The organism is Pseudomonas sp. LBUM1676 (assembly GCF_059695605.1).
In genome coordinates, this window is record NZ_CP166777.1 from 682,047 (window position 1) to 704,107 (window position 22,061).

Here is a 22,061-nt window from a genome sequence, read left to right on the forward strand (position 1 = left end):
GGGACTTAAATGGCAGGTGTGAGGCCGCAGCCTTTGAGGATGATGCGGATCAGGTTGTCGCCGGCATCGTCCATGTCTTGTCTGGTCAATTTGGTGCGCCCGGTGACGCGGCAGATCTGGGTGGCGAAGTCGGCATAATGCTGAGTGCTGCCCCACAATAGAAAGATCAGGTGCACGGGGTCAACCGGGTCCATTTTGCCGGCGTCGATCCACGCCTGGAACACCGCCGCTCGCCCCTGAAACCAGGCGCGGTAGTCCTGGTTGAAATATTCGGTCAGGCATTCGCCACCGCTGATCACTTCCATGGCGAAGATCCGCGAGGCTTGTGGCCGACGACGGGAGAACTCCATCTTGGCGCGAATATACCGCGTCAGCGCTTCGACCGGATCGTCCTCGGCCGTCAGGGTGTTGAAGGTGCTGTCCCACAGCTCGATGATATTGCTCAGCACCGCAACGTACAAACCGAGCTTGTTGGTGAAGTAGTAGTGCAGGTTCGCCTTGGGCAGCCCCGCATTCAGGGCGATGGTGTTCATGCTCGTGCCTTTGAACCCGTGACGGGCGAACTCGTCTTCGGCTGCTTTGATGATGGTCTCTTCGTTCTTCTGACGAATGCGGCTGGCGGGTTTGCCGCCGTGGGCTGGGACTTCAAAGGTCATAGGCACTTCCAAACAGGTGGGTGGGTGCAGCCAGTGCGTTGATAGCGCACCCACAGACTACAGACAAGTCCCGGGCGCGATAAAACCTGGACACCCAATCCCCTGTGGGAGCGGCGGTGCGGCGATCCCACAGGTTTTTAGCGCGTCGCGGCCAGGCTTTCCAAAAAGCTTTCCAGCACCAAATGCGGGCGACGACCCTTGCGTGTGACCGACGCAAGGCTCAGGTCATAGAAACGCGCTGTCGGTTTCAACGCGCGCAAACGACCTTGCTGTACCCAGAGGCTGGCGTAGTGATCCGGCAGGTATCCGATGTAACGTCCGGTCAGGATCAGGAACGCCATGCCTTCGCGGTCCGACGCACTGGCGGTGCAATTGAGCACCTGGTAATGGGCCTGGATCTCGGCCGGTAAACGGAAAGTCGGGGCGATGGCGTCCTGGCTGTTGAGGCGCTCGTCGTCCAGTTGTTTGTCGTCGACATAAAACAACGGATGCCCGACCGCGCAATACAGCAGCGAACGTTCGCTGTAGAGCGGCTGATATTCCAGCCCCGACAGCGCACTGGCCTGCGGCACTACGCCGACATGCAAGCGACCGTCGAGTACGCCTTGTTCGACTTCGTTGGGCGCAATCATGCGGATCTGGATCTGCACATCCGGGCCCCGTTCTTTCAATTGCGCCAGGGCGTGGGTAATGCGCATGTGGGGGAGGGTGACCAGGTTATCGGTCAGGCCGATGGTCAACTCGCCGCGCAAGTGCTGGTGCAGACCGTTCACCTCGGTACGAAAACTTTCCAGGGCACTTAATAGCTGCAACGCCGACTGATAGACCTCGCGACCTTCTTCAGTCAGGGAAAACCCGGCTCGACCGCGTTGGCACAGGCGCAGGCCGAGACGCTGTTCCAGGTCGCTCATCTGCTGGCTGATGGCCGAACGGCCAATACCCAGTACCGATTCCGCCGCGGAGAAGCCGCCGCATTCGACCACACTGCGAAAAATCCGCAGCAGGCGGATATCAAAGTCGCTGACTTGTGCCAGCGGATCGGAGCGACGGCTGCTCATAGTTTAGTAAATGCCTGACTGAACATTAGAAGAGTTGGATTTCACCGACTTTATCCCCGTGGCAATTTAGCTGCAAGAACGCTTTTGATCTCTATGCCGCTTATTGCCCTGCGAGGTTTTGCTCATGAACTTGCCCGAAAACGCCCAGTCTCCTTTGGCCAGCCAGCTCAAGCTCGATGCTCACTGGATGCCGTACACCGCCAACCGTAACTTCCAGCGCGACCCGCGGCTGATCGTTGCCGCCGAAGGCAGCTGGCTGATCGACGACAAGGGCCGCAAGGTCTACGATTCGCTGTCCGGTCTGTGGACCTGCGGCGCCGGGCATACCCGCAAGGAAATCCAGGAAGCGGTCGCCAAACAGCTGGGCACGCTCGACTATTCGCCAGGCTTCCAGTATGGCCACCCGCTGTCATTCCAGCTGGCCGAGAAAATCACCGACCTGACGCCGGGCAATCTCAATCACGTGTTCTTCACCGACTCGGGCTCCGAATGCGCCGACACCGCGGTGAAGATGGTCCGCGCCTACTGGCGCCTGAAAGGCCAGGCCACCAAGACCAAAATGATCGGCCGTGCCCGTGGCTATCACGGTGTGAACATTGCCGGCACCAGCCTCGGCGGTGTCAACGGCAACCGCAAGATGTTCGGTCAGGCGATGATGGACGTCGATCATCTTCCGCACACCTTGCTGGCGAGCAATGCCTATTCCCGTGGCATGCCGAAAGAGGGTGGTATCGCCCTGGCCGATGAACTGCTCAAGCTGATCGAGTTGCACGACGCTTCGAACATCGCCGCCGTGTTCGTCGAGCCAATGGCCGGTTCCGCCGGCGTGCTGGTTCCGCCACAGGGTTACCTCAAGCGTCTGCGCGAGATCTGCGATCAGCACAACATCCTGCTGGTGTTCGACGAAGTGATCACCGGTTTCGGCCGCACCGGTTCGATGTTCGGTGCTGATAGCTTCGGCGTGACCCCGGACCTGATGTGCATCGCCAAGCAAGTCACCAACGGCGCGATTCCGATGGGCGCGGTAATTGCCAGCTCCGAGATCTACCAGACCTTCATGAACCAGGCGACGCCTGAGTACGCGGTGGAATTCCCGCACGGTTATACCTATTCCGCGCACCCGGTGGCTTGCGCCGCTGGCCTGGCAGCACTCGATCTGCTGCAAAAGGAAAACCTGGTACAGAGCGTGGCCGAAGTCGCGCCGCATTTTGAAAATGCGCTGCACGGCCTGAAGGGCTCGAAGAACATTATCGACATTCGCAACTACGGCCTGGCCGGAGCGATCCAGATCGCACCGCGAGACGGCGATGCCATCGTGCGTCCGTTCGAAGCGGGCATGGCGCTGTGGAAAGCCGGGTTCTACGTGCGCTTCGGCGGCGACACCCTGCAGTTTGGCCCAACCTTCAACAGCAAGCCGCAAGACCTTGATCGCCTGTTCGACGCGGTCGGCGAAGTGCTGAACAAAATCGACTGATTCGAAAACCTGTGTGAGCGAGCCTGCTCGCGAAGGTGTGTCAGCTACATTGATGTCGACTGACACACCACCGCGAGCAAGCTTGCTCCTACAAAAAAGCTATCTATATGGCAGGCGCCCTTCGATGCGCGCCTGTGGACAACTTTTCAGGAGCCCCGCATGAGCCTTATCCCGCATTTGATCAATGGCGAACTGGTGACCGAAGACGGTCGCACCGCTGACGTGTTCAACCCGTCTACCGGCCAGGCGATCCATAAGCTGCCATTGGCCAGCCGTGAAACCATCCAGAAAGCCATCGACTCGGCCAAGGCTGCGTTCCCGGCCTGGCGTAACACTCCGCCGGCCAAGCGTGCGCAGGTGATGTTCCGCTTCAAGCAACTGCTGGAACAGAACGAAGCGCGTATCGCACAGCTGATCAGCGAAGAACACGGCAAGACGCTGGAAGATGCTGCCGGCGAATTGAAGCGTGGTATCGAGAACGTCGAGTTCGCGTGCGCAGCACCGGAAATCCTCAAGGGCGAATACAGCCGTAACGTCGGCCCGAACATTGATGCCTGGTCGGACTTCCAGCCGCTGGGCGTGGTGGCCGGTATTACTCCGTTCAACTTCCCTGCCATGGTGCCGCTGTGGATGTACCCGCTGGCCATCGTCTGCGGCAACTGCTTCATCCTCAAACCTTCTGAGCGTGATCCAAGCTCGACGCTGCTGATCGCTCAGCTGCTGCTGGAAGCTGGTTTGCCAAAAGGCGTTCTGAGCGTGGTGCACGGCGACAAGGCCGCAGTGGATGCGCTGATCGAAGCGCCGGAAGTCAAGGCGTTGAGTTTCGTGGGTTCGACGCCGATTGCCGAATACATCTACGCCGAAGGCACCAAGCGCGGCAAACGCGTCCAGGCGTTGGGCGGGGCGAAAAACCATGCGGTGCTGATGCCGGATGCGGATCTGGATAACGCCGTCAGCGCACTGATGGGCGCAGCGTATGGTTCCTGCGGTGAGCGTTGCATGGCGATCTCGGTGGCCGTGTGCGTCGGCGACCAGGTGGCGGATGCGTTGGTGGCCAAGTTGGTACCGCAAATCAAGGCGCTGAAAATCGGTGCCGGTACCACCTGCGGTCTGGACATGGGGCCGTTGGTTTCCGGTCAGGCTCGTGACAAGGTCAGTGGCTATATAGAAGACGGCGTTTCTGCCGGTGCTTCCTTGGTGGTTGATGGTCGCGGTCTGAGCGTGGCCGGTCATGAGGATGGCTTCTTCCTGGGTGGCTGCCTGTTCGATAACGTCACGCCAGAGATGCGTATCTATAAAGAAGAGATTTTCGGGCCGGTGCTGTGTGTTGTCCGGGTTAACAGCCTGGAAGAGGCGATGCAGCTGATCAACGATCACGAGTATGGCAACGGCACCTGCATCTTCACCCGTGACGGGGAAGCGGCGCGGTTGTTCTGCGACGAGATCGAAGTCGGCATGGTCGGCGTTAACGTGCCGCTGCCGGTGCCGGTGGCTTATCACAGCTTTGGTGGCTGGAAGCGCTCGCTGTTCGGCGATCTGCATGCGTATGGTCCGGATGGCGTGCGTTTCTACACCCGTCGCAAGGCGATTACCCAGCGCTGGCCGCAACGGGCAAGCCATGAAGCATCGCAATTCGCTTTCCCTAGCTTGTAAGTAGAAGGGAAAAAGGCCGGCCCCTCTGTTGAATGGGGGCCGGCCTTTGCGTTTCAGAGGGTTTTTCGAGTTATATGACAGAATTGTTAAAATAGATATTGACGACAGATTCAGGAAGTCTATAATTCGCCCCACTTCCGGCGCAGTCGAAACGGAAAACTCCTTGGTAAACAAAGAGTTACGCAGTTTTCGGCAGCGGGGTGCTTCAGATCATCGAAGCCTGGAAGGAGTTGGTAGGGCAGTGTGTTGTCGCCTTATTAACGATTCGATCTTCTCGATCGAAGCGGTGTAAAAGAGGTGTTGACAGCAGCGACTAACGCTGTAGAATTCGCCTCCCGCTGACGAGAGATCGGAAGCGCAAGTGGTTGAAGTTGCAAAGGAAACTTTGAAAACTTCTGAAAATAACCGCTTGACAGCAGCAGAGGAAAGCGTAGAATGCGCGCCTCGGTTGAGACGAAAGATCTTAACCAACCGCTCTTTAACAACTGAATCAAGCAATTCGTGTGGGTGCTTGTGGAGTCAGACTGATAGTCAACAAGATTATCAGCATCACAAGTTACTCCGCGAGAAATCAAAGATGTAACCAACGATTGCTGAGCCAAGTTTAGGGTTTCTTAAAAACCCAAAGATGTTTGAACTGAAGAGTTTGATCATGGCTCAGATTGAACGCTGGCGGCAGGCCTAACACATGCAAGTCGAGCGGCAGCACGGGTACTTGTACCTGGTGGCGAGCGGCGGACGGGTGAGTAATGCCTAGGAATCTGCCTGGTAGTGGGGGATAACGCTCGGAAACGGACGCTAATACCGCATACGTCCTACGGGAGAAAGCAGGGGACCTTCGGGCCTTGCGCTATCAGATGAGCCTAGGTCGGATTAGCTAGTTGGTGAGGTAATGGCTCACCAAGGCGACGATCCGTAACTGGTCTGAGAGGATGATCAGTCACACTGGAACTGAGACACGGTCCAGACTCCTACGGGAGGCAGCAGTGGGGAATATTGGACAATGGGCGAAAGCCTGATCCAGCCATGCCGCGTGTGTGAAGAAGGTCTTCGGATTGTAAAGCACTTTAAGTTGGGAGGAAGGGCAGTTACCTAATACGTATCTGTTTTGACGTTACCGACAGAATAAGCACCGGCTAACTCTGTGCCAGCAGCCGCGGTAATACAGAGGGTGCAAGCGTTAATCGGAATTACTGGGCGTAAAGCGCGCGTAGGTGGTTCGTTAAGTTGGATGTGAAATCCCCGGGCTCAACCTGGGAACTGCATTCAAAACTGACGAGCTAGAGTATGGTAGAGGGTGGTGGAATTTCCTGTGTAGCGGTGAAATGCGTAGATATAGGAAGGAACACCAGTGGCGAAGGCGACCACCTGGACTGATACTGACACTGAGGTGCGAAAGCGTGGGGAGCAAACAGGATTAGATACCCTGGTAGTCCACGCCGTAAACGATGTCAACTAGCCGTTGGGAGCCTTGAGCTCTTAGTGGCGCAGCTAACGCATTAAGTTGACCGCCTGGGGAGTACGGCCGCAAGGTTAAAACTCAAATGAATTGACGGGGGCCCGCACAAGCGGTGGAGCATGTGGTTTAATTCGAAGCAACGCGAAGAACCTTACCAGGCCTTGACATCCAATGAACTTTCCAGAGATGGATTGGTGCCTTCGGGAACATTGAGACAGGTGCTGCATGGCTGTCGTCAGCTCGTGTCGTGAGATGTTGGGTTAAGTCCCGTAACGAGCGCAACCCTTGTCCTTAGTTACCAGCACGTAATGGTGGGCACTCTAAGGAGACTGCCGGTGACAAACCGGAGGAAGGTGGGGATGACGTCAAGTCATCATGGCCCTTACGGCCTGGGCTACACACGTGCTACAATGGTCGGTACAGAGGGTTGCCAAGCCGCGAGGTGGAGCTAATCCCAGAAAACCGATCGTAGTCCGGATCGCAGTCTGCAACTCGACTGCGTGAAGTCGGAATCGCTAGTAATCGCGAATCAGAATGTCGCGGTGAATACGTTCCCGGGCCTTGTACACACCGCCCGTCACACCATGGGAGTGGGTTGCACCAGAAGTAGCTAGTCTAACCTTCGGGAGGACGGTTACCACGGTGTGATTCATGACTGGGGTGAAGTCGTAACAAGGTAGCCGTAGGGGAACCTGCGGCTGGATCACCTCCTTAATCGACGACATCAGCTGCTCCATAAGTTCCCACACGAATTGCTTGATTCATTGAAGAAGACGATAGAAGCAGCTTTAAGCTCCAAGCTGATAGCTCAGGCTAACAGTTACAAGCTCGAAATTGGGTCTGTAGCTCAGTTGGTTAGAGCGCACCCCTGATAAGGGTGAGGTCGGCAGTTCGAATCTGCCCAGACCCACCAATTTTGTTATGGGGCCATAGCTCAGCTGGGAGAGCGCCTGCCTTGCACGCAGGAGGTCAACGGTTCGATCCCGTTTGGCTCCACCATAAACTGCTTTGAAGCGTTTAGAGTTTAGAAATGAATATTCCATGGCGAATATTGATTTCTAGTCTTTGATTAGATCGTTCTTTAAAAATTTGGGTATGTGATAGAAAGATAGACTGAACGTTACTTTCACTGGTAACGGATCAGGCTAAGGTAAAATTTGTGAGTTGCTCTTAATTGAGTATTATCGAATTTTCGGCGAATGTCGTCTTCACAGTATAACCAGATTGCTTGGGGTTATATGGTCAAGTGAAGAAGCGCATACGGTGGATGCCTTGGCAGTCAGAGGCGATGAAAGACGTGGTAGCCTGCGAAAAGCTTCGGGGAGTCGGCAAACAGACTTTGATCCGGAGATGTCTGAATGGGGGAACCCACCTAACATAAGTTAGGTATCTTAAGCTGAATACATAGGCTTAAGAAGCGAACCAGGGGAACTGAAACATCTAAGTACCCTGAGGAAAAGAAATCAACCGAGATTCCCTTAGTAGTGGCGAGCGAACGGGGACTAGCCCTTAAGTGGCTTTGAGATTAGCGGAACGTTCTGGAAAGTACGGCCATAGTGGGTGATAGCCCTGTACGCGAAAATCTCTTAGTCATGAAATCGAGTAGGACGGAGCACGAGAAACTTTGTCTGAATATGGGGGGACCATCCTCCAAGGCTAAATACTACTGACTGACCGATAGTGAACTAGTACCGTGAGGGAAAGGCGAAAAGAACCCCGGAGAGGGGAGTGAAATAGATCCTGAAACCGTATGCGTACAAGCAGTGGGAGCCCACTTTGTTGGGTGACTGCGTACCTTTTGTATAATGGGTCAGCGACTTATTTTCAGTGGCGAGCTTAACCGAATAGGGGAGGCGTAGCGAAAGCGAGTCTTAATAGGGCGTCTAGTCGCTGGGAATAGACCCGAAACCGGGCGATCTATCCATGGGCAGGTTGAAGGTTGGGTAACACTAACTGGAGGACCGAACCGACTACCGTTGAAAAGTTAGCGGATGACCTGTGGATCGGAGTGAAAGGCTAATCAAGCTCGGAGATAGCTGGTTCTCCTCGAAAGCTATTTAGGTAGCGCCTCATGTATCACTGTAGGGGGTAGAGCACTGTTTCGGCTAGGGGGTCATCCCGACTTACCAAACCGATGCAAACTCCGAATACCTACAAGTGCCGAGCATGGGAGACACACGGCGGGTGCTAACGTCCGTCGTGAAAAGGGAAACAACCCAGACCGTCAGCTAAGGTCCCAAAGTTATGGTTAAGTGGGAAACGATGTGGGAAGGCTTAGACAGCTAGGAGGTTGGCTTAGAAGCAGCCACCCTTTAAAGAAAGCGTAATAGCTCACTAGTCGAGTCGGCCTGCGCGGAAGATGTAACGGGGCTCAAACCATACACCGAAGCTACGGGTATCACTTAGGTGATGCGGTAGAGGAGCGTTCTGTAAGCCTGTGAAGGTGAGTTGAGAAGCTTGCTGGAGGTATCAGAAGTGCGAATGCTGACATGAGTAACGACAATGGGTGTGAAAAACACCCACGCCGAAAGACCAAGGTTTCCTGCGCAACGTTAATCGACGCAGGGTTAGTCGGTCCCTAAGGCGAGGCTGAAAAGCGTAGTCGATGGAAAACAGGTTAATATTCCTGTACTTCTGGTTATTGCGATGGAGGGACGGAGAAGGCTAGGCCAGCTTGGCGTTGGTTGTCCAAGTTTAAGGTGGTAGGCTGAGATCTTAGGTAAATCCGGGATCTTAAGGCCGAGAGCTGATGACGAGTGTTCTTTTAGAACACGAAGTGGTTGATGCCATGCTTCCAAGAAAAGCTTCTAAGCTTCAGGTAACCAGGAACCGTACCCCAAACCGACACAGGTGGTTGGGTAGAGAATACCAAGGCGCTTGAGAGAACTCGGGTGAAGGAACTAGGCAAAATGGCACCGTAACTTCGGGAGAAGGTGCGCCGGTGAGGGTGAAGGACTTGCTCCGTAAGCTCATGCCGGTCGAAGATACCAGGCCGCTGCGACTGTTTATTAAAAACACAGCACTCTGCAAACACGAAAGTGGACGTATAGGGTGTGACGCCTGCCCGGTGCCGGAAGGTTAATTGATGGGGTTAGCTAACGCGAAGCTCTTGATCGAAGCCCCGGTAAACGGCGGCCGTAACTATAACGGTCCTAAGGTAGCGAAATTCCTTGTCGGGTAAGTTCCGACCTGCACGAATGGCGTAACGATGGCGGCGCTGTCTCCACCCGAGACTCAGTGAAATTGAAATCGCTGTGAAGATGCAGTGTATCCGCGGCTAGACGGAAAGACCCCGTGAACCTTTACTATAGCTTTGCACTGGACTTTGAATTTGCTTGTGTAGGATAGGTGGGAGGCTTTGAAGCGTGGACGCCAGTTCGCGTGGAGCCAACCTTGAAATACCACCCTGGCAACTTTGAGGTTCTAACTCAGGTCCGTTATCCGGATCGAGGACAGTGTATGGTGGGTAGTTTGACTGGGGCGGTCTCCTCCTAAAGAGTAACGGAGGAGTACGAAGGTGCGCTCAGACCGGTCGGAAATCGGTCGTAGAGTATAAAGGCAAAAGCGCGCTTGACTGCGAGACAGACACGTCGAGCAGGTACGAAAGTAGGTCTTAGTGATCCGGTGGTTCTGTATGGAAGGGCCATCGCTCAACGGATAAAAGGTACTCCGGGGATAACAGGCTGATACCGCCCAAGAGTTCATATCGACGGCGGTGTTTGGCACCTCGATGTCGGCTCATCACATCCTGGGGCTGAAGCCGGTCCCAAGGGTATGGCTGTTCGCCATTTAAAGTGGTACGCGAGCTGGGTTTAGAACGTCGTGAGACAGTTCGGTCCCTATCTGCCGTGGACGTTTGAGATTTGAGAGGGGCTGCTCCTAGTACGAGAGGACCGGAGTGGACGAACCTCTGGTGTTCCGGTTGTCACGCCAGTGGCATTGCCGGGTAGCTATGTTCGGAATAGATAACCGCTGAAAGCATCTAAGCGGGAAACTAGCCTCAAGATGAGATCTCACTGGGACCTTGAGTCCCCTGAAGGGCCGTCGAAGACTACGACGTTGATAGGTTGGGTGTGTAAGCGCTGTGAGGCGTTGAGCTAACCAATACTAATTGCCCGTGAGGCTTGACCATATAACACCCAAGCAATTTGACTACTCGAAAGAGCATCAGATTGCGGTGTGTGAAGACGAAATGAACCGAAAGTTCGAATCTCACAAAACACCGAAAGCTATCACATACCCAATTTGCTGAAGCGAGGCCAGCTGGTCGCGACTCAGTACCCGAATTTCTTGACGACCATAGAGCATTGGAACCACCTGATCCCATCCCGAACTCAGCAGTGAAACGATGCATCGCCGATGGTAGTGTGGGGTTTCCCCATGTGAGAGTAGGTCATCGTCAAGATTAAATTCCGAAACCCCTATCTGCGTACGCAGGTAGGGGTTTTGTTTTTGTGGCCCCTTTTTCTGTAGGAGCAAGCTCGCTCCTGCAATGAAGCCAATCGCCTTCAATGCTACAGTCGTCCCTCGATTTGCGCTTTCCAAGGAAGCCTTTATGCCGGACGCGACGTCCCTCAGTGCTGGTTTTATGGTGGTTCACGGCAACCGCCTGGACGAGTTGCGCAGCCTGGTGGTCAGCTGGATGCGGCGCTACCCACTGGCGCCCCTGGAAAATGAAATCGCCCTGGTACAGAGCAACGGCATCGCCCAATGGCTGAAGCTGGCACTGGCCGAAGACCCGGAAGATGACGACATGGGTGGCTGTGGCATTGCCGCCGCCATCGACGTGCAGTTACCGGGTAGCTTCATGTGGCAGCTCTATCGCATGGTCCTTGGCCGTGACGAGATCCCGGTCAAATCCCTGCTCGACAAAGCCCCGCTGACCTGGCGCCTGATGCGCCTGCTTCCGCAGTTGATCGATCAACCGCACTTCGAACCCCTGCAACGCTTCCTGGCCAATGACAGCGATTTACGCAAACGCTACCAGTTGGCCGAGCGGCTGGCGGATCTGTTCGACCAATACCAGGTGTACCGGGCCGACTGGCTCGAAGACTGGGCCGAAGGGCGCCATCAATTGCGCAATGGCAGGGGCGAAACCAAACCCTTGACCTCAGCCAACTGCTGGCAGGCAGAGTTGTGGCGTGCGCTGTTGCTTGATGTGGGGGAGCAAGGCATGGCGCAAAGCCGGGCCGGTGTCCATCAGCGGTTTATCGAGCGCATCAACAGCCTCGATGTGGCACCCGATGGGCTGCCTTCAAGAGTGATCGTTTTCGGGATTTCCTCGCTGCCGGCTCAAGCCCTGGAAGCACTGGCCGGACTGTCTCGTTTCAGCCAGGTCCTGCTTTGTGTGCATAACCCCTGTCGGCACCATTGGGCGGACATCGTCGCCGATAAAGACCTGTTGCGACATCAGTACAAACGTCAGGCACGCAAGAGCGGCATGCCGGTCGTGCTCGATCCGCAAACCCTGCATCAACATGCCCACCCGCTTCTGGCGGCATGGGGCAAGCAGGGACGGGACTACATCAATCTGCTCGACAGCTACGACGATCCCAACAGCTATCGTTCGGCCTTTCGCGATGGCCGCATTGATCTGTTCAGCGACAGCCAACCGCAGAACATGCTCAACCAGCTACAGGACGACATTCTTGAATTACGTCCCCTGAACGAGACTCGCGAGCGCTGGCCAGCAGTCGATCCGGGCAAGGACGAATCGATCCGTTTTCACATTGCTCACAGCGCTCAGCGCGAAGTGGAGATCCTCCACGATCAATTGCTCGCGCGCTTCAGTGCCGACCCGCATTTAAGGCCGCGCGACGTCATCGTGATGGTCCCGGATATCGACAGCTACGCACCGCATATCCGAGCGGTATTTGGCCAGCTCGATCGCCATGATCCACGCTTCATTCCCTTCACCCTGGCAGACCAGGGTCAACGTGGCCGTGATCCGCTCCTGATCGCCGTCGAACACCTGCTCAAATTGCCTGACAGTCGTTTCCCTGTGAGCGAGATCCTCGACCTGCTGGACGTTCCGGCACTGCGCGCGCGCTTCGCGGTCGAAGAGCGTGACCTGCCAACCCTGCATCGCTGGATTGAAGGCGCAGGCATCCGCTGGGGCATGAACGCCGAGCAGCGTGCGGGCCTCGGACTGCCGCAAGAGCTGGAACAGAACAGTTGGCGTTTCGGCCTGCGGCGGATGCTGCTCGGTTATGCCGTGGGCAGCGGCGGTGCCTGCGAGGGCATCGAGCCCTACGATGAGATCGGTGGTCTGGATGCCGCACTGATCGGTCCACTGGTCGCACTGCTGGATGCACTGGAGATTGCCCACCAGGAACTCTCTCGACCTGCGTCACCCAAGCAATGGGGTATGCGCCTGCAAGCACTGGTGCAGCTGTTCTTCCAGGCCAGCAACGAGCATGACGACTACCTGCTGTCCCAGCTCGAAGAATTGCGTGAAACCTGGCTTGAGACCTGTGAGTCGGTTGGCCTGCAGGACGAGTTACCCCTGACCGTGGTCCGGGAAGCCTGGCTGGCGGGTCTGGATCAAGGTCGCTTGTCCCAGCGTTTCCTGGCCGGTGCAGTCAACTTCTGCACCCTGATGCCGATGCGTGCGATCCCGTTCAAGCTGGTGTGCCTGCTGGGTATGAATGACGGCGATTATCCGCGTGCGCTACCGCCACTGGACTTCGACCTGATGGGCAGCGATTACCGTCCCGGCGATCGCTCCCGGCGCGAAGATGACCGCTATCTGCTGCTGGAGGCTCTGCTGTCGGCACGTGACCAACTGTATATCAGTTGGGTCGGCCGCAGCATCCGGGACAATAGCGAGCGGCCAGCATCGGTGCTGATTGGCCAGCTCCGCGACCACCTGGCCAGCGGCTGGCGATTGCACGACGCAGACGAAGATCTGCTTGAGGCCTTGACGCAGGAGCATCCATTGCAACCCTTCAGTGCCCGCTACTTCCACGCAGGCGATGATCTGTTCAGCTACGCCAATGAATGGCAAGTGCTTCATCAAGCCACTGAGCCCGCTTGCGAGCTCGAGGTCCTGGATGCGTTCATTCAGGAAGAGCCGCTCAGCCTTGGACAATTGCAGGATTTCCTGCGCAACCCGGTACGACATTTCTTCAGCCAGCGCCTGAAAGTGTTCTTCGAAGCCGCTGAGGTACCGCTGCCCGATGAAGAACCTTTTGTGCTCGACGCGCTGCAACGCTACAGCCTCAGCGACCGGCTTCTCGAAGCGGCGCTGGGACAGCTGGAGTACACCGATCAGGCGCTGGAGGCGCAAGCCAGGCGCCTGCAGCACAGCGGTTTGCTGCCCATGGCCGGTTTCGGTGAATGTCTGCAGCGAGAGTTGATCGAGCCCTTGCCGGACCTGCTGCAGCGCTACCGGCAACTTCTGGCGTTATGGCCAACACCGCTCACCAGTGCGCTGCCGGTGAGTCTGGAGCTGCAAGGCCTGCGCCTGGAAGGTTGGCTCAGCGGACTGCATCAGCGTGCAGACGGTGGTTTGCTTTCGGTCACGACGATCCCCAATAGCATCGGTTCGATCAAGTCTCGCAAATGGCATCGCCTGACGCGGCCCTGGGTCAACCACCTGGTGGCCTGCGCCAGTGGCATGGCCTTGACCACGGCGTTGGTGGCCAGCGACGACAGTCTGCTGCTCGCGCCGATGGAGCAGGGTGCAGCCTCTCGAGCCCTGGGCGACTTGTTGCTGGCCTGGCAAACCGGTATGCGCCAACCGCTGCCGATAGCGGTGAAGACAGCCTTCGCCTGGCTAGGTCAGGCCGATCCGCTCAAGGCCCAGGCCGCGGCGCGCAAGGCCTACGAAGGCGATGGCCTGACCACGGATGGCGAACGCCGTGAAAGCCCGGCGCTGGGTCGTCAGTTTGCCGACTACGACGCGCTGATGGCCGACGAGACGTTCCTCGACTGGTGCGACGCCTTGTATCGGCCACTGCTGGAAGCCCCCTGGCGTTCACTCTCCAGCGAGGAGGCGCGCTCATGACCACTAAAACACCGCTGGCCCTGGCATTCCCCCTGCGCGGCAGCCAACTGATCGAAGCCAGCGCTGGCACCGGCAAGACCTTTACCATTTCCGCACTCTACCTGCGCCTGGTACTCGGCCATGGTGGGGAGCCCAGCGGGTTCGGACGTGAACTGTTACCGCCGCAAATCCTGGTGGTGACCTTCACCGATGCGGCCACCAAAGAACTGCGTGAACGTATTCGCACGCGCCTGGCCGAGGCCGCGCGGTTTTTCCGCGATGAAACCCCGGCGCCTGATGCACTGATCGCCGAGTTGCGCGAAGAGTATCTGCCCGAGCAGTGGTCCGGATGCGCAAACCGCCTGGATATCGCCGCCCAGTGGATGGACGAAGCCGCCGTCTCGACCATCCACAGTTGGTGTCAGCGCATGTTGCGCGAACACGCGTTCGACAGTGGCAGCCTGTTTACCCAGACCCTGGAAACCGATCACAGCGATTTGCTGGGTGAGGTCCTGCGCGATTACTGGCGGATGTTCTGCTACCCGATGCAAGGCGATGCGTTGAATTGGGTTCGCAGCAACTGGGGCGGCCCGGCGGCATTATTGCCGCGAGTCCGTGGGTTGTTCGCCAGCGAGCGTGACAATGCCCAGGGTAAAGAGCCCGCCGAGCTGATTGCGCAATCCCTGCTGGAACGACGGGCTGCCTTGCTTGAACTGAAGATGCCCTGGCGCCAGTGGGCGGACGAATTGCTTGCCCTCTGCCACCAGGGCGTCGCGAGCAAGAGCGTTGACGGGCGCAAGATGCAGGCGCGTTATTTCGAACCCTGGTTCGAAAAAATCAAAGCCTGGGCCGAAGACGAGTCCCTCGAGCAACTGGATATTGGCACCGGTTTCACCCGCCTGACGCCCGATGGCATGGCTGAAGCCTGGAAAGGTGAGTCGCCCCGGCATCCGGGCCTGGATGCGATGCCCGGCCTCAAGCTCAGCCTCGATGGATTGCCGACGCCCGATGCGGCGGTGCTGCAACACGCCGCCCAGTGGGTGGGCGCGCGGTTCGAGGAAGAAAAACGGCGGCGCGCGGAGATGGGCTTCGATGACATGCTGCTGCGCCTCGATGCCGCCTTGCAATCGGAGGGTGGCGAGCGTCTCGCCACCCTGATTCGCGAGCAATTCCCGGTGGCGTTGATCGACGAATTCCAGGACACCGACCCGGTGCAGTACCGGATCTTCGAAAGCATCTATCGCATCGAAGACAATAACCCCGAGAGCGGCCTGTTCCTGATCGGCGACCCGAAGCAGGCGATCTATGCCTTCCGCGGTGCCGACATCTATACCTACCTGCGTGCCCGCCAGGCCACCGCCGGCCGCCTGCATACCCTGGGCACCAACTTCCGCTCCAGTCACGGCATGGTCAGTGCGGTCAACCACGTGTTCGCGCGTGCCGAGTCGCGCGAGGCCGGGCGGGGTGCGTTCCTGTTCCGTGAACAAGATGGCGCGAACCCGGTACCGTTCCTGCCCGTCGAATCCCAGGGCCGCAAAGAAGTCCTGCACGTAGCGGGTCAGGTTGTACCCGCGCTGAATATCTGGCACCTGTCTGCCGAGCAGCCGTTATCCGGCGCGGTGTATCGACAACAACTGGCCGCTGCCTGCGCCACTGAAATCACCGCCTTGCTCAACGGTGGGCAACAAGGCCGCGCGGGTTTCACTCAGGACGGTAAAGACTTCAGGGGCCTGCTGCCGGCTGATATCGCGATCCTGGTGCGTGACGGCAAAGAAGCCCAGGCCGTGCGCGCCGAACTTTCGCAGCGGGGCGTGCGCAGTGTTTATCTGTCGGACAAGGATTCGGTGTTCGCCGCCCAGGAGGCCCACGACCTGCTGACCTGGCTCAAGGCGTGCGCCGAGCCGGATGTCGAACGCCCGCTGCGAGCCGCGCTGGCCTGCATCACGCTGAACCTGTCGCTGGCTGAACTGGAACGCTTGAACCAGGACGAGCTGGCCTGGGAAGCGCGGGTCATGCAGTTCCGCGGTTATCGCGAGCTCTGGCGCAAGCAGGGTGTGTTGCCGATGTTGCGGCGCCTGCTGCACGACTTCCGTTTGCCCCAGGCATTGATCGCCCGCAGCGATGGCGAGCGGGTATTGACCAACTTGCTGCACCTGTCCGAGTTGCTGCAACAGGCGGCGGCCGAACTGGACGGCGAACAGGCGTTGATCCGGCATTTGTCCGAACACCTGGCGCTGTCCGGCCAGGCCGGTGAAGAGCAGATCCTGCGCCTGGAAAGCGATGAACAACTGGTCAAGGTCGTGACCATTCACAAGTCCAAAGGGCTTGAGTATCCCCTGGTGTTCCTGCCGTTCATTTGCTCGGCGAAGCCGGTGGATGGCAGTCGGCTCCCATTGCATTACCACGACGCCAGCGGCAAGGCCCAGGTGACGTTGAAGCCGACGGCCGAGTTGATTGCCCTCGCCGATGACGAGCGTCTGGCCGAGGATCTGCGCTTGCTCTACGTGGCCCTGACCCGTGCGCAACATGCGTGCTGGCTTGGCGTGACTGACCTCAAGCGCGGCAATAACAACGGCTCGGTGCTGCACCTTTCGGCGCTGGGTTATTTGCTCGGGGGCGGTGCGCCGCTGGCCGAGTCGGCCGGTTTGCAGCGCTGGCTGCAAGACCTGCAACAGGACTGCCCGGCGCTGAACTACGGTGAAATGCCTGAAGCGACCAACGAGCATTACCATCCGCCCCACAACGAAGCGGCGTTACTCGCTCCGCGGGTCCCCATGCGCAAGGCCAGTGAGAACTGGTGGATCGCTTCTTACAGCGCCTTGCGCATCGGCGAACGCCTGAGCGAAGGCAGTGACGAAGCCCCCGAGAATCCTCAAGCGCAAAAGCTCTTCGACGACGAACGCCTCGATCCGCAAGCACCAAGAGAAGTGGTTGCCGGCGGCGCGGATATCCATCGCTTTCCCCGTGGCCCGGGGCCCGGCACTTTTCTCCATGGCTTGCTGGAGTGGGCCGGTGATGAAGGCTTTGACGTGACCCCGCAAGCGGTGGAAGACGCCATCGCCCGGCGTTGCAACCGTCGCGGCTGGGAAGGCTGGATCAGTGCCCTGAGCGACTGGCTGCAGCATCTGCTCAAATCCCCGCTGCACATCGGTGCCGGCCAGGCTCCGGTGATTTTCGGTCAGCTGAGCCAGTACCGCGTCGAGATGGAATTCTGGTTCGCCAGTCACAAGGTCGATGTCCTCAAGCTCGATGAGCTCGTGCGCCAATACACCCACAACGGTGTAGCACGGGTGGCTGCCGAGCCGGTGTTGCTCAATGGCATGTTCAAGGGTTTCATCGACCTGACATTCGAGCACGACGGCCGTTATTACGTCGCCGACTACAAATCCAACTGGCTGGGCGTCGAGGACGCAGCCTATACCGAGCAGGCCATGGAACAATCGATTCTCGACAACCGTTACGACCTGCAATACGTGCTCTATCTATTAGCCCTGCATCGTCAGCTCAAGGCGCGGCTTGCCGATTACGATTACGACCGGCATGTCGGTGGTGCGTTGTACCTGTTCCTGCGCGGCACCCGTGCGTCCAGCCAGGGCGTGTATTTTGCCCGGCCGCCAAAGGCGTTGATCGAGCGTCTGGATCGACTGTTCCAGGGCAAGCCGGAACCCAAGGCTGAACCCGCCTGGGAACAGGGAGAATTGCTATGAGCCGCACCTTCGCCGATTTGCTGCCCACACCCTTGGCCGCCGACAGCCTGGCGGAGCTGGCCCCCTTGAGTCGCGCCGACGACTTGTTGCTGTTGCTCACGCGCTGGGTCGAACGTGGCTGGTTGCGGGCGCTGGACAAGGCCTTCGTGGCTTTTCTGCATGAGCTCGCGCCCGATGACGATCCGCTGGTGCTGCTGGCCGCGGCATTGACCAGTCACCAACTGGGGCACGGCCATGTCTGCCTGGATCTGTTCGAGACACTCAAAGAGCCGGACTTCGCCCTGTCGCTGCCGCCCGAAGGCGATTTGCACAGTGACGCCATGGTGTTGCCCTCGCAACTGCTTGAAGCCCTGGACGGCGCTCATTGGTGCAAGGTGCTGGCCGCCAGCAACCTGGTCGCGTTGGCGGTCGATGGTCGTGAAGCTGCGCAGCAGAGGCCATTGGTGTTGTCGGGCAAACGCCTGTACCTGCGTCGTTACTGGGCTTACGAGCGGCGTATCGACCACTCGTTGCGCCAGCGTCTGGCGGAACACGAAACAACGCCGAGCGATTTATCCCAGCGTCTGACCGGCCTGTTTGGTCCCGCCAGGCCCGGCGAAGTGATCGACTGGCAGAAACTCGCCTGCGCCCTGGCAACCCGCAGTGCCTTCAGCATCGTCACCGGTGGCCCGGGCACCGGCAAGACCACGACCGTCGTGCGCTTGCTAGCGCTGCTTCAGGCGCCGGCGGTGGAGGCTGGCAAACCGTTGCGCATCCGTCTCGCCGCCCCCACCGGTAAAGCCGCGGCCCGGCTGACCGAGTCCATCAGTCAGCAGGTGCGCACCCTGGAAGTCGCTGCAGCGATACGGGACAAAATCCCCTCGGATGTCACCACCGTGCACCGTCTGCTCGGCAGCCGTCCCGGTACCCGGCATTTCCGGCATCACGCGGGAAATCGCCTGCCGCTGGATGTGCTGGTGGTGGATGAAGCCTCGATGATCGACCTGGAAATGATGGCCAACCTGCTGGATGCGATGCCGGCCCACGCCCGACTGGTGTTGTTGGGGGACAAGGACCAACTGGCCTCGGTGGAGGCCGGTGCCGTGCTCGGCGACCTGTGCCGCGATGCCGAGGCCGGTTGGTACAGCCCGCAGACCCGGCAGTGGCTGGAAACGGTCAGTGGCGAAAGCCTGGACGCCAGCGGTTTGCAGGAAGACCTCGACGGGACTCATCCACTCGCCCAGCAAGTGGTGATGCTGCGCCACTCACGCCGGTTCGGCGAAGGCAGTGGCATTGGGCAACTGGCCCGCTGGGTCAACCAGCAGCATCCGGAACAAGCGCGCCGATTACTGGCGACGCGCAGTCACGACGACGTATTTTGCCTGTCCCTCAAGGGTGAGCAGGATCGCGCGCTGGAACACCTGCTGCTTGAAGGGCATGGCGACGGGCCGCAAGGTTATCGGCATTACCTGACCCTGCTGCGCAGCCAGCGGCCAGCGCTCGACAGACCGCTGCATGATCCATCCTGGATCGACTGGGCACGCAACGTATTGCAAGCCTTCGACGCCTTCCAGTTGTTATGCGCCGTGCGCAAGGGCCCCTGGGGTGTGGAAGGCTTGAACCAACGGGTGACCGCCGCACTGCTCAAGGCGCGGCTGATCGACAGTGACCACCAATGGTACGAAGGCCGCCCGGTGCTGATGACCCGCAACGACTACGGCCTGGGCTTGATGAACGGCGATATCGGCATCGCGCTCAAGTTGCCCGAACGTGACGGCCCCGAGGCCGGGAAGCTGGTGCTGCGTGTGGCATTCCCACGCAATGACGGGCAGGGCGGCGTGCGCTTCGTTCTGCCGAGTCGGCTCAATGATGTCGAAACCGTGTACGCCATGACCGTTCACAAATCCCAGGGTTCGGAATTTGCCCATACGGCATTGATTCTGCCGGACGCGCTCAACCCGGTACTCACCAAAGAGCTGATCTATACCGGGATCACCCGTGCCAAGCACTGGTTCACCCTGATCGAACCACGTGCCGGCGTGTTCGAAGAGGCAGTGCGGCGCAAGGTCAAGCGCTTGAGCGGCTTGATGCTGGAGCTGGAAGAAGCGACCGGGGCGGGGGATTGAAAGGGGCGATGTCAGGCGACGGAAACTGGCCGAAAGTGCCGTAGTGCGCCGCCTCGCTGGCCTTAGAACGCTATGCTATCGTTGCGGCATCATCCCGTTTCACTCGAAGAGAATCCCTGCATGAAGGAGGCTGTCTGGACGACAGGACGCGTCGCTCGTTGCAAGCAAGTGCTGCTTGCGGGCCTCCTCTGTTTGCTGAGCGGCATCGTGTTCGCCCAGGCGCAAACCCCGCTGAGCATGGCCGATCAACGTGCCAGTTCGGTTACCCAGGTCGTACTCGGGATCCTCAGTTATGCACGCTGGCCAGTCGAACCTGAGCAACTGCACCTGTGTGTAGTGGGGCCTACCCAATACACCGACGATCTGGTCAAGGGCGCCACCCAGGCCAGCGGCCGGCCCATCACCGTGCGACGACTGTTGGCCGACAACCCGTCCATTGCCGGCGAATGCGAGGCGGTGTACATCGGCAAACTGACCGGCGATGAACGCAGCCGGCTCTTCGCTTCGTTTACCGGGCGTGCGGTGTTGAGCATCAGTGAAGCCGATGATCCCTGCACCGTCGGCAGCCTGTTCTGCCTGCGGGTCGGCGATGAGCATGTGTCATTCGAGGTCAACCTCGATTCTGTTGCCCGAAGTGGTGTGCGCATTCACCCCAGTGTCCTGCAACTGTCCCGCCGCAAGTCGGTGGCACCATGAGGCTTCTCAAGCCGGCTGGTCGCTCGACCCTGCGCTCGGTCATCGGTCGCGGACATTTGATCGTCGCGCTGGTGGGCGTGGCCATGGCCAGTGTTTCCCTGACCCTGCTGGGCGTTCTGGCCTTGCGGGTCTATGCCGACCACAACCTGCACCTGATCGCGCGCTCGATCAACTACACCGTGGAAGCCGCGGTGGTGTTCAACGACAAGGCCGCCGCCACCGAAGCGCTGGCGTTGATCGCGTCCACCGAAGAAGTGGCCGATGCCCAGGTGCTGGACGAGCAGGGCAAGTCATTGGCGCACTGGCAACGACCGGAAACCGGGTTGTTCTCCGATCTGGAAATGCAGATTGCCAAGGCCTTCCTGGAAAAACCGATCAGCTTGCCGATCGTCCATCAAGGCCAGAAAATCGGCAGTATTGAACTCACCGGTCACGGCGGCAGCCTGTTGCGTTTCCTGCTCAGTGGCCTGGCAGGCATCGTGCTGTGCACCGCCATCAGTGCCTGGGTGGCGCTGTATCTTGCGCGTCGGCAACTGCGCGGCATCACCGGCCCATTGCGCAGCCTGGCTTTCGTGGCTCACGCCGCACGCAGCGAGCGCGCCTTTGATCAGCGTGTGCCGCCTGCCGCCATCGCCGAACTCGACAACCTGGGCAACGACTTCAATGCCTTGCTCGATGAACTCGAATCCTGGCAGACCCACCTGCAAAACGAGAACGAAACCCTCGCCCACAAGGCCAGTCATGACAGCCTCACCGGGTTGCCCAACCGGGGTTTTTTCGAAGGCCGATTGATGCGCGCGTTGCGCAATGCCGACAAACTCGATGAGCGAGTCGCGGTGCTGTTTCTCGACAGCGACCGGTTCAAGCGGATCAACGATAACTTCGGTCACGCCGCGGGCGACGCGGTGCTGGTGGCCGTGGCCAATCGGGTTCGCGCACAGTTGCGTGAAGACGATCTGGTGGCACGTTTGGGGGGCGACGAGTTTGCCGTCTTGCTGACACCGCTGCACAAGACCGAAGACGCCGAGTTGATCGCAGAGAAAATCATCGCCAGCATGGACGTGCCAATCCCGTTGCCGGGTAATACCCACGTGTTGACCTCCCTCAGTATCGGCATCGCCGTGTACCCCGAGCATGGCGCCACACCCGGCGCACTGCTCAGCGCCGCCGACGCCGCCATGTACACCGCCAAGCGCCTTTCTCGCGGCGCACAGCACACGGCCGGGTCGGAGTACCCGGCCGCCGATGTTGAAACCAGGAGCTGAA

The 22,061-nt window shown here is 58.8% G+C and carries 9 protein-coding genes, 2 tRNA genes and 3 rRNA genes; 12 read left to right on the forward strand and 2 right to left on the reverse strand.

Translation table 11 applies throughout. The features are described 5' to 3' along the window. Positions 1-5 precede the first annotated feature (5 nt). The gene (locus ACA041_RS03090; RefSeq protein ID WP_497439839.1) at positions 6-656 is read right to left on the reverse strand and encodes a TetR/AcrR family transcriptional regulator; all 651 of its coding nucleotides are present in this window, start codon (positions 654-656) and stop codon (positions 6-8) included. Positions 657-793: 137 nt separating this feature from the next. After that, positions 794-1,714 (reverse strand): LysR family transcriptional regulator, encoded by a 921-nt coding sequence (locus tag ACA041_RS03095; protein WP_497439840.1) that lies wholly within the window; start codon positions 1,712-1,714, stop codon positions 794-796. Positions 1,715-1,838: 124 nt separating this feature from the next. On the opposite strand from ACA041_RS03095, the gene aptA reads away from it, so the two are divergent. From aptA to dgcN, 12 genes are all read left to right on the forward strand, one after another. Continuing rightward, a complete protein-coding gene (gene aptA, locus ACA041_RS03100; RefSeq protein WP_497439841.1) occupies positions 1,839-3,188 on the forward strand; it encodes an omega-aminotransferase AptA in 1,350 nt (449 codons plus the stop codon). 159 nt (positions 3,189-3,347) lie between these two features. Further along, complete coding sequence (locus tag ACA041_RS03105; protein WP_462042989.1) at positions 3,348-4,841, forward strand: CoA-acylating methylmalonate-semialdehyde dehydrogenase; 1,494 nt, start codon at positions 3,348-3,350, stop codon at positions 4,839-4,841. A 634-nt stretch (positions 4,842-5,475) separates the two neighbouring features. After that, a 16S ribosomal RNA gene (locus tag ACA041_RS03110) occupies positions 5,476-7,014 on the forward strand. Between the two features lie 122 nt (positions 7,015-7,136). After that, positions 7,137-7,213, forward strand: a tRNA-Ile gene (locus tag ACA041_RS03115). 10 nt (positions 7,214-7,223) lie between these two features. Next, positions 7,224-7,299: transfer RNA gene (locus ACA041_RS03120), tRNA-Ala, on the forward strand. A gap of 241 nt (positions 7,300-7,540) precedes the next feature. Next, a 23S ribosomal RNA gene (locus tag ACA041_RS03125) occupies positions 7,541-10,432 on the forward strand. Between the two features lie 157 nt (positions 10,433-10,589). Next, positions 10,590-10,705: ribosomal RNA gene (rrf, locus tag ACA041_RS03130) — 5S ribosomal RNA — on the forward strand. Together the 16S, 23S and 5S rRNA genes with 2 tRNA genes alongside form the textbook arrangement of a ribosomal RNA operon. Positions 10,706-10,855: 150 nt before the next feature. Then, positions 10,856-14,308 (forward strand): exodeoxyribonuclease V subunit gamma, encoded by a 3,453-nt coding sequence (gene recC, locus ACA041_RS03135; protein ID WP_497439842.1) that lies wholly within the window; start codon positions 10,856-10,858, stop codon positions 14,306-14,308. Beyond that, positions 14,305-17,994, forward strand: a complete 3,690-nt coding sequence (gene recB, locus ACA041_RS03140; RefSeq protein WP_497439843.1) for an exodeoxyribonuclease V subunit beta — start codon at positions 14,305-14,307, stop codon at positions 17,992-17,994. The genes recC and recB overlap by 4 nt, the downstream gene beginning before the upstream one ends. After that, the gene (gene recD, locus ACA041_RS03145) at positions 17,991-20,099 is read left to right on the forward strand and encodes an exodeoxyribonuclease V subunit alpha (RefSeq protein WP_497439844.1); all 2,109 of its coding nucleotides are present in this window, start codon (positions 17,991-17,993) and stop codon (positions 20,097-20,099) included. Before recB ends, recD begins: the two co-directional genes overlap by 4 nt. A gap of 120 nt (positions 20,100-20,219) precedes the next feature. Continuing rightward, on the forward strand, positions 20,220-20,795 hold the full coding sequence (yfiR, locus tag ACA041_RS03150) for a regulatory sequestration protein YfiR (RefSeq protein ID WP_497439845.1): 576 nt from the start codon (positions 20,220-20,222) through the stop codon (positions 20,793-20,795). Next, positions 20,792-22,060: a diguanylate cyclase DgcN/YfiN gene (dgcN, locus tag ACA041_RS03155; protein WP_497439846.1), complete on the forward strand. Its 1,269-nt coding sequence runs from the start codon at positions 20,792-20,794 to the stop codon at positions 22,058-22,060. Before yfiR ends, dgcN begins: the two co-directional genes overlap by 4 nt. The last annotated feature ends 1 nt before the right edge of the window (position 22,061 follow it).

Bases quoted from the DNA above. Each gene is read 5' to 3' on its own strand.
- ACA041_RS03095 (WP_497439840.1), bottom strand. From the start codon at position 1,714: ATGAGCAGCCGTCGCTCCGATCCGCTGGCACAAGTCAGCGACTTTGAT.
- recC (WP_497439842.1), top strand. From the start codon at position 10,856: ATGCCGGACGCGACGTCCCTCAGTGCTGGTTTTATGGTGGTTCACGGC.
- ACA041_RS03105 (WP_462042989.1), top strand. From the start codon at position 3,348: ATGAGCCTTATCCCGCATTTGATCAATGGCGAACTGGTGACCGAAGAC.
- recD (WP_497439844.1), top strand. From the start codon at position 17,991: ATGAGCCGCACCTTCGCCGATTTGCTGCCCACACCCTTGGCCGCCGAC.
- ACA041_RS03090 (WP_497439839.1), bottom strand. From the start codon at position 656: ATGACCTTTGAAGTCCCAGCCCACGGCGGCAAACCCGCCAGCCGCATT.
- recB (WP_497439843.1), top strand. From the start codon at position 14,305: ATGACCACTAAAACACCGCTGGCCCTGGCATTCCCCCTGCGCGGCAGC.
- dgcN (WP_497439846.1), top strand. From the start codon at position 20,792: ATGAGGCTTCTCAAGCCGGCTGGTCGCTCGACCCTGCGCTCGGTCATC.
- aptA (WP_497439841.1), top strand. From the start codon at position 1,839: ATGAACTTGCCCGAAAACGCCCAGTCTCCTTTGGCCAGCCAGCTCAAG.
- yfiR (WP_497439845.1), top strand. From the start codon at position 20,220: ATGAAGGAGGCTGTCTGGACGACAGGACGCGTCGCTCGTTGCAAGCAA.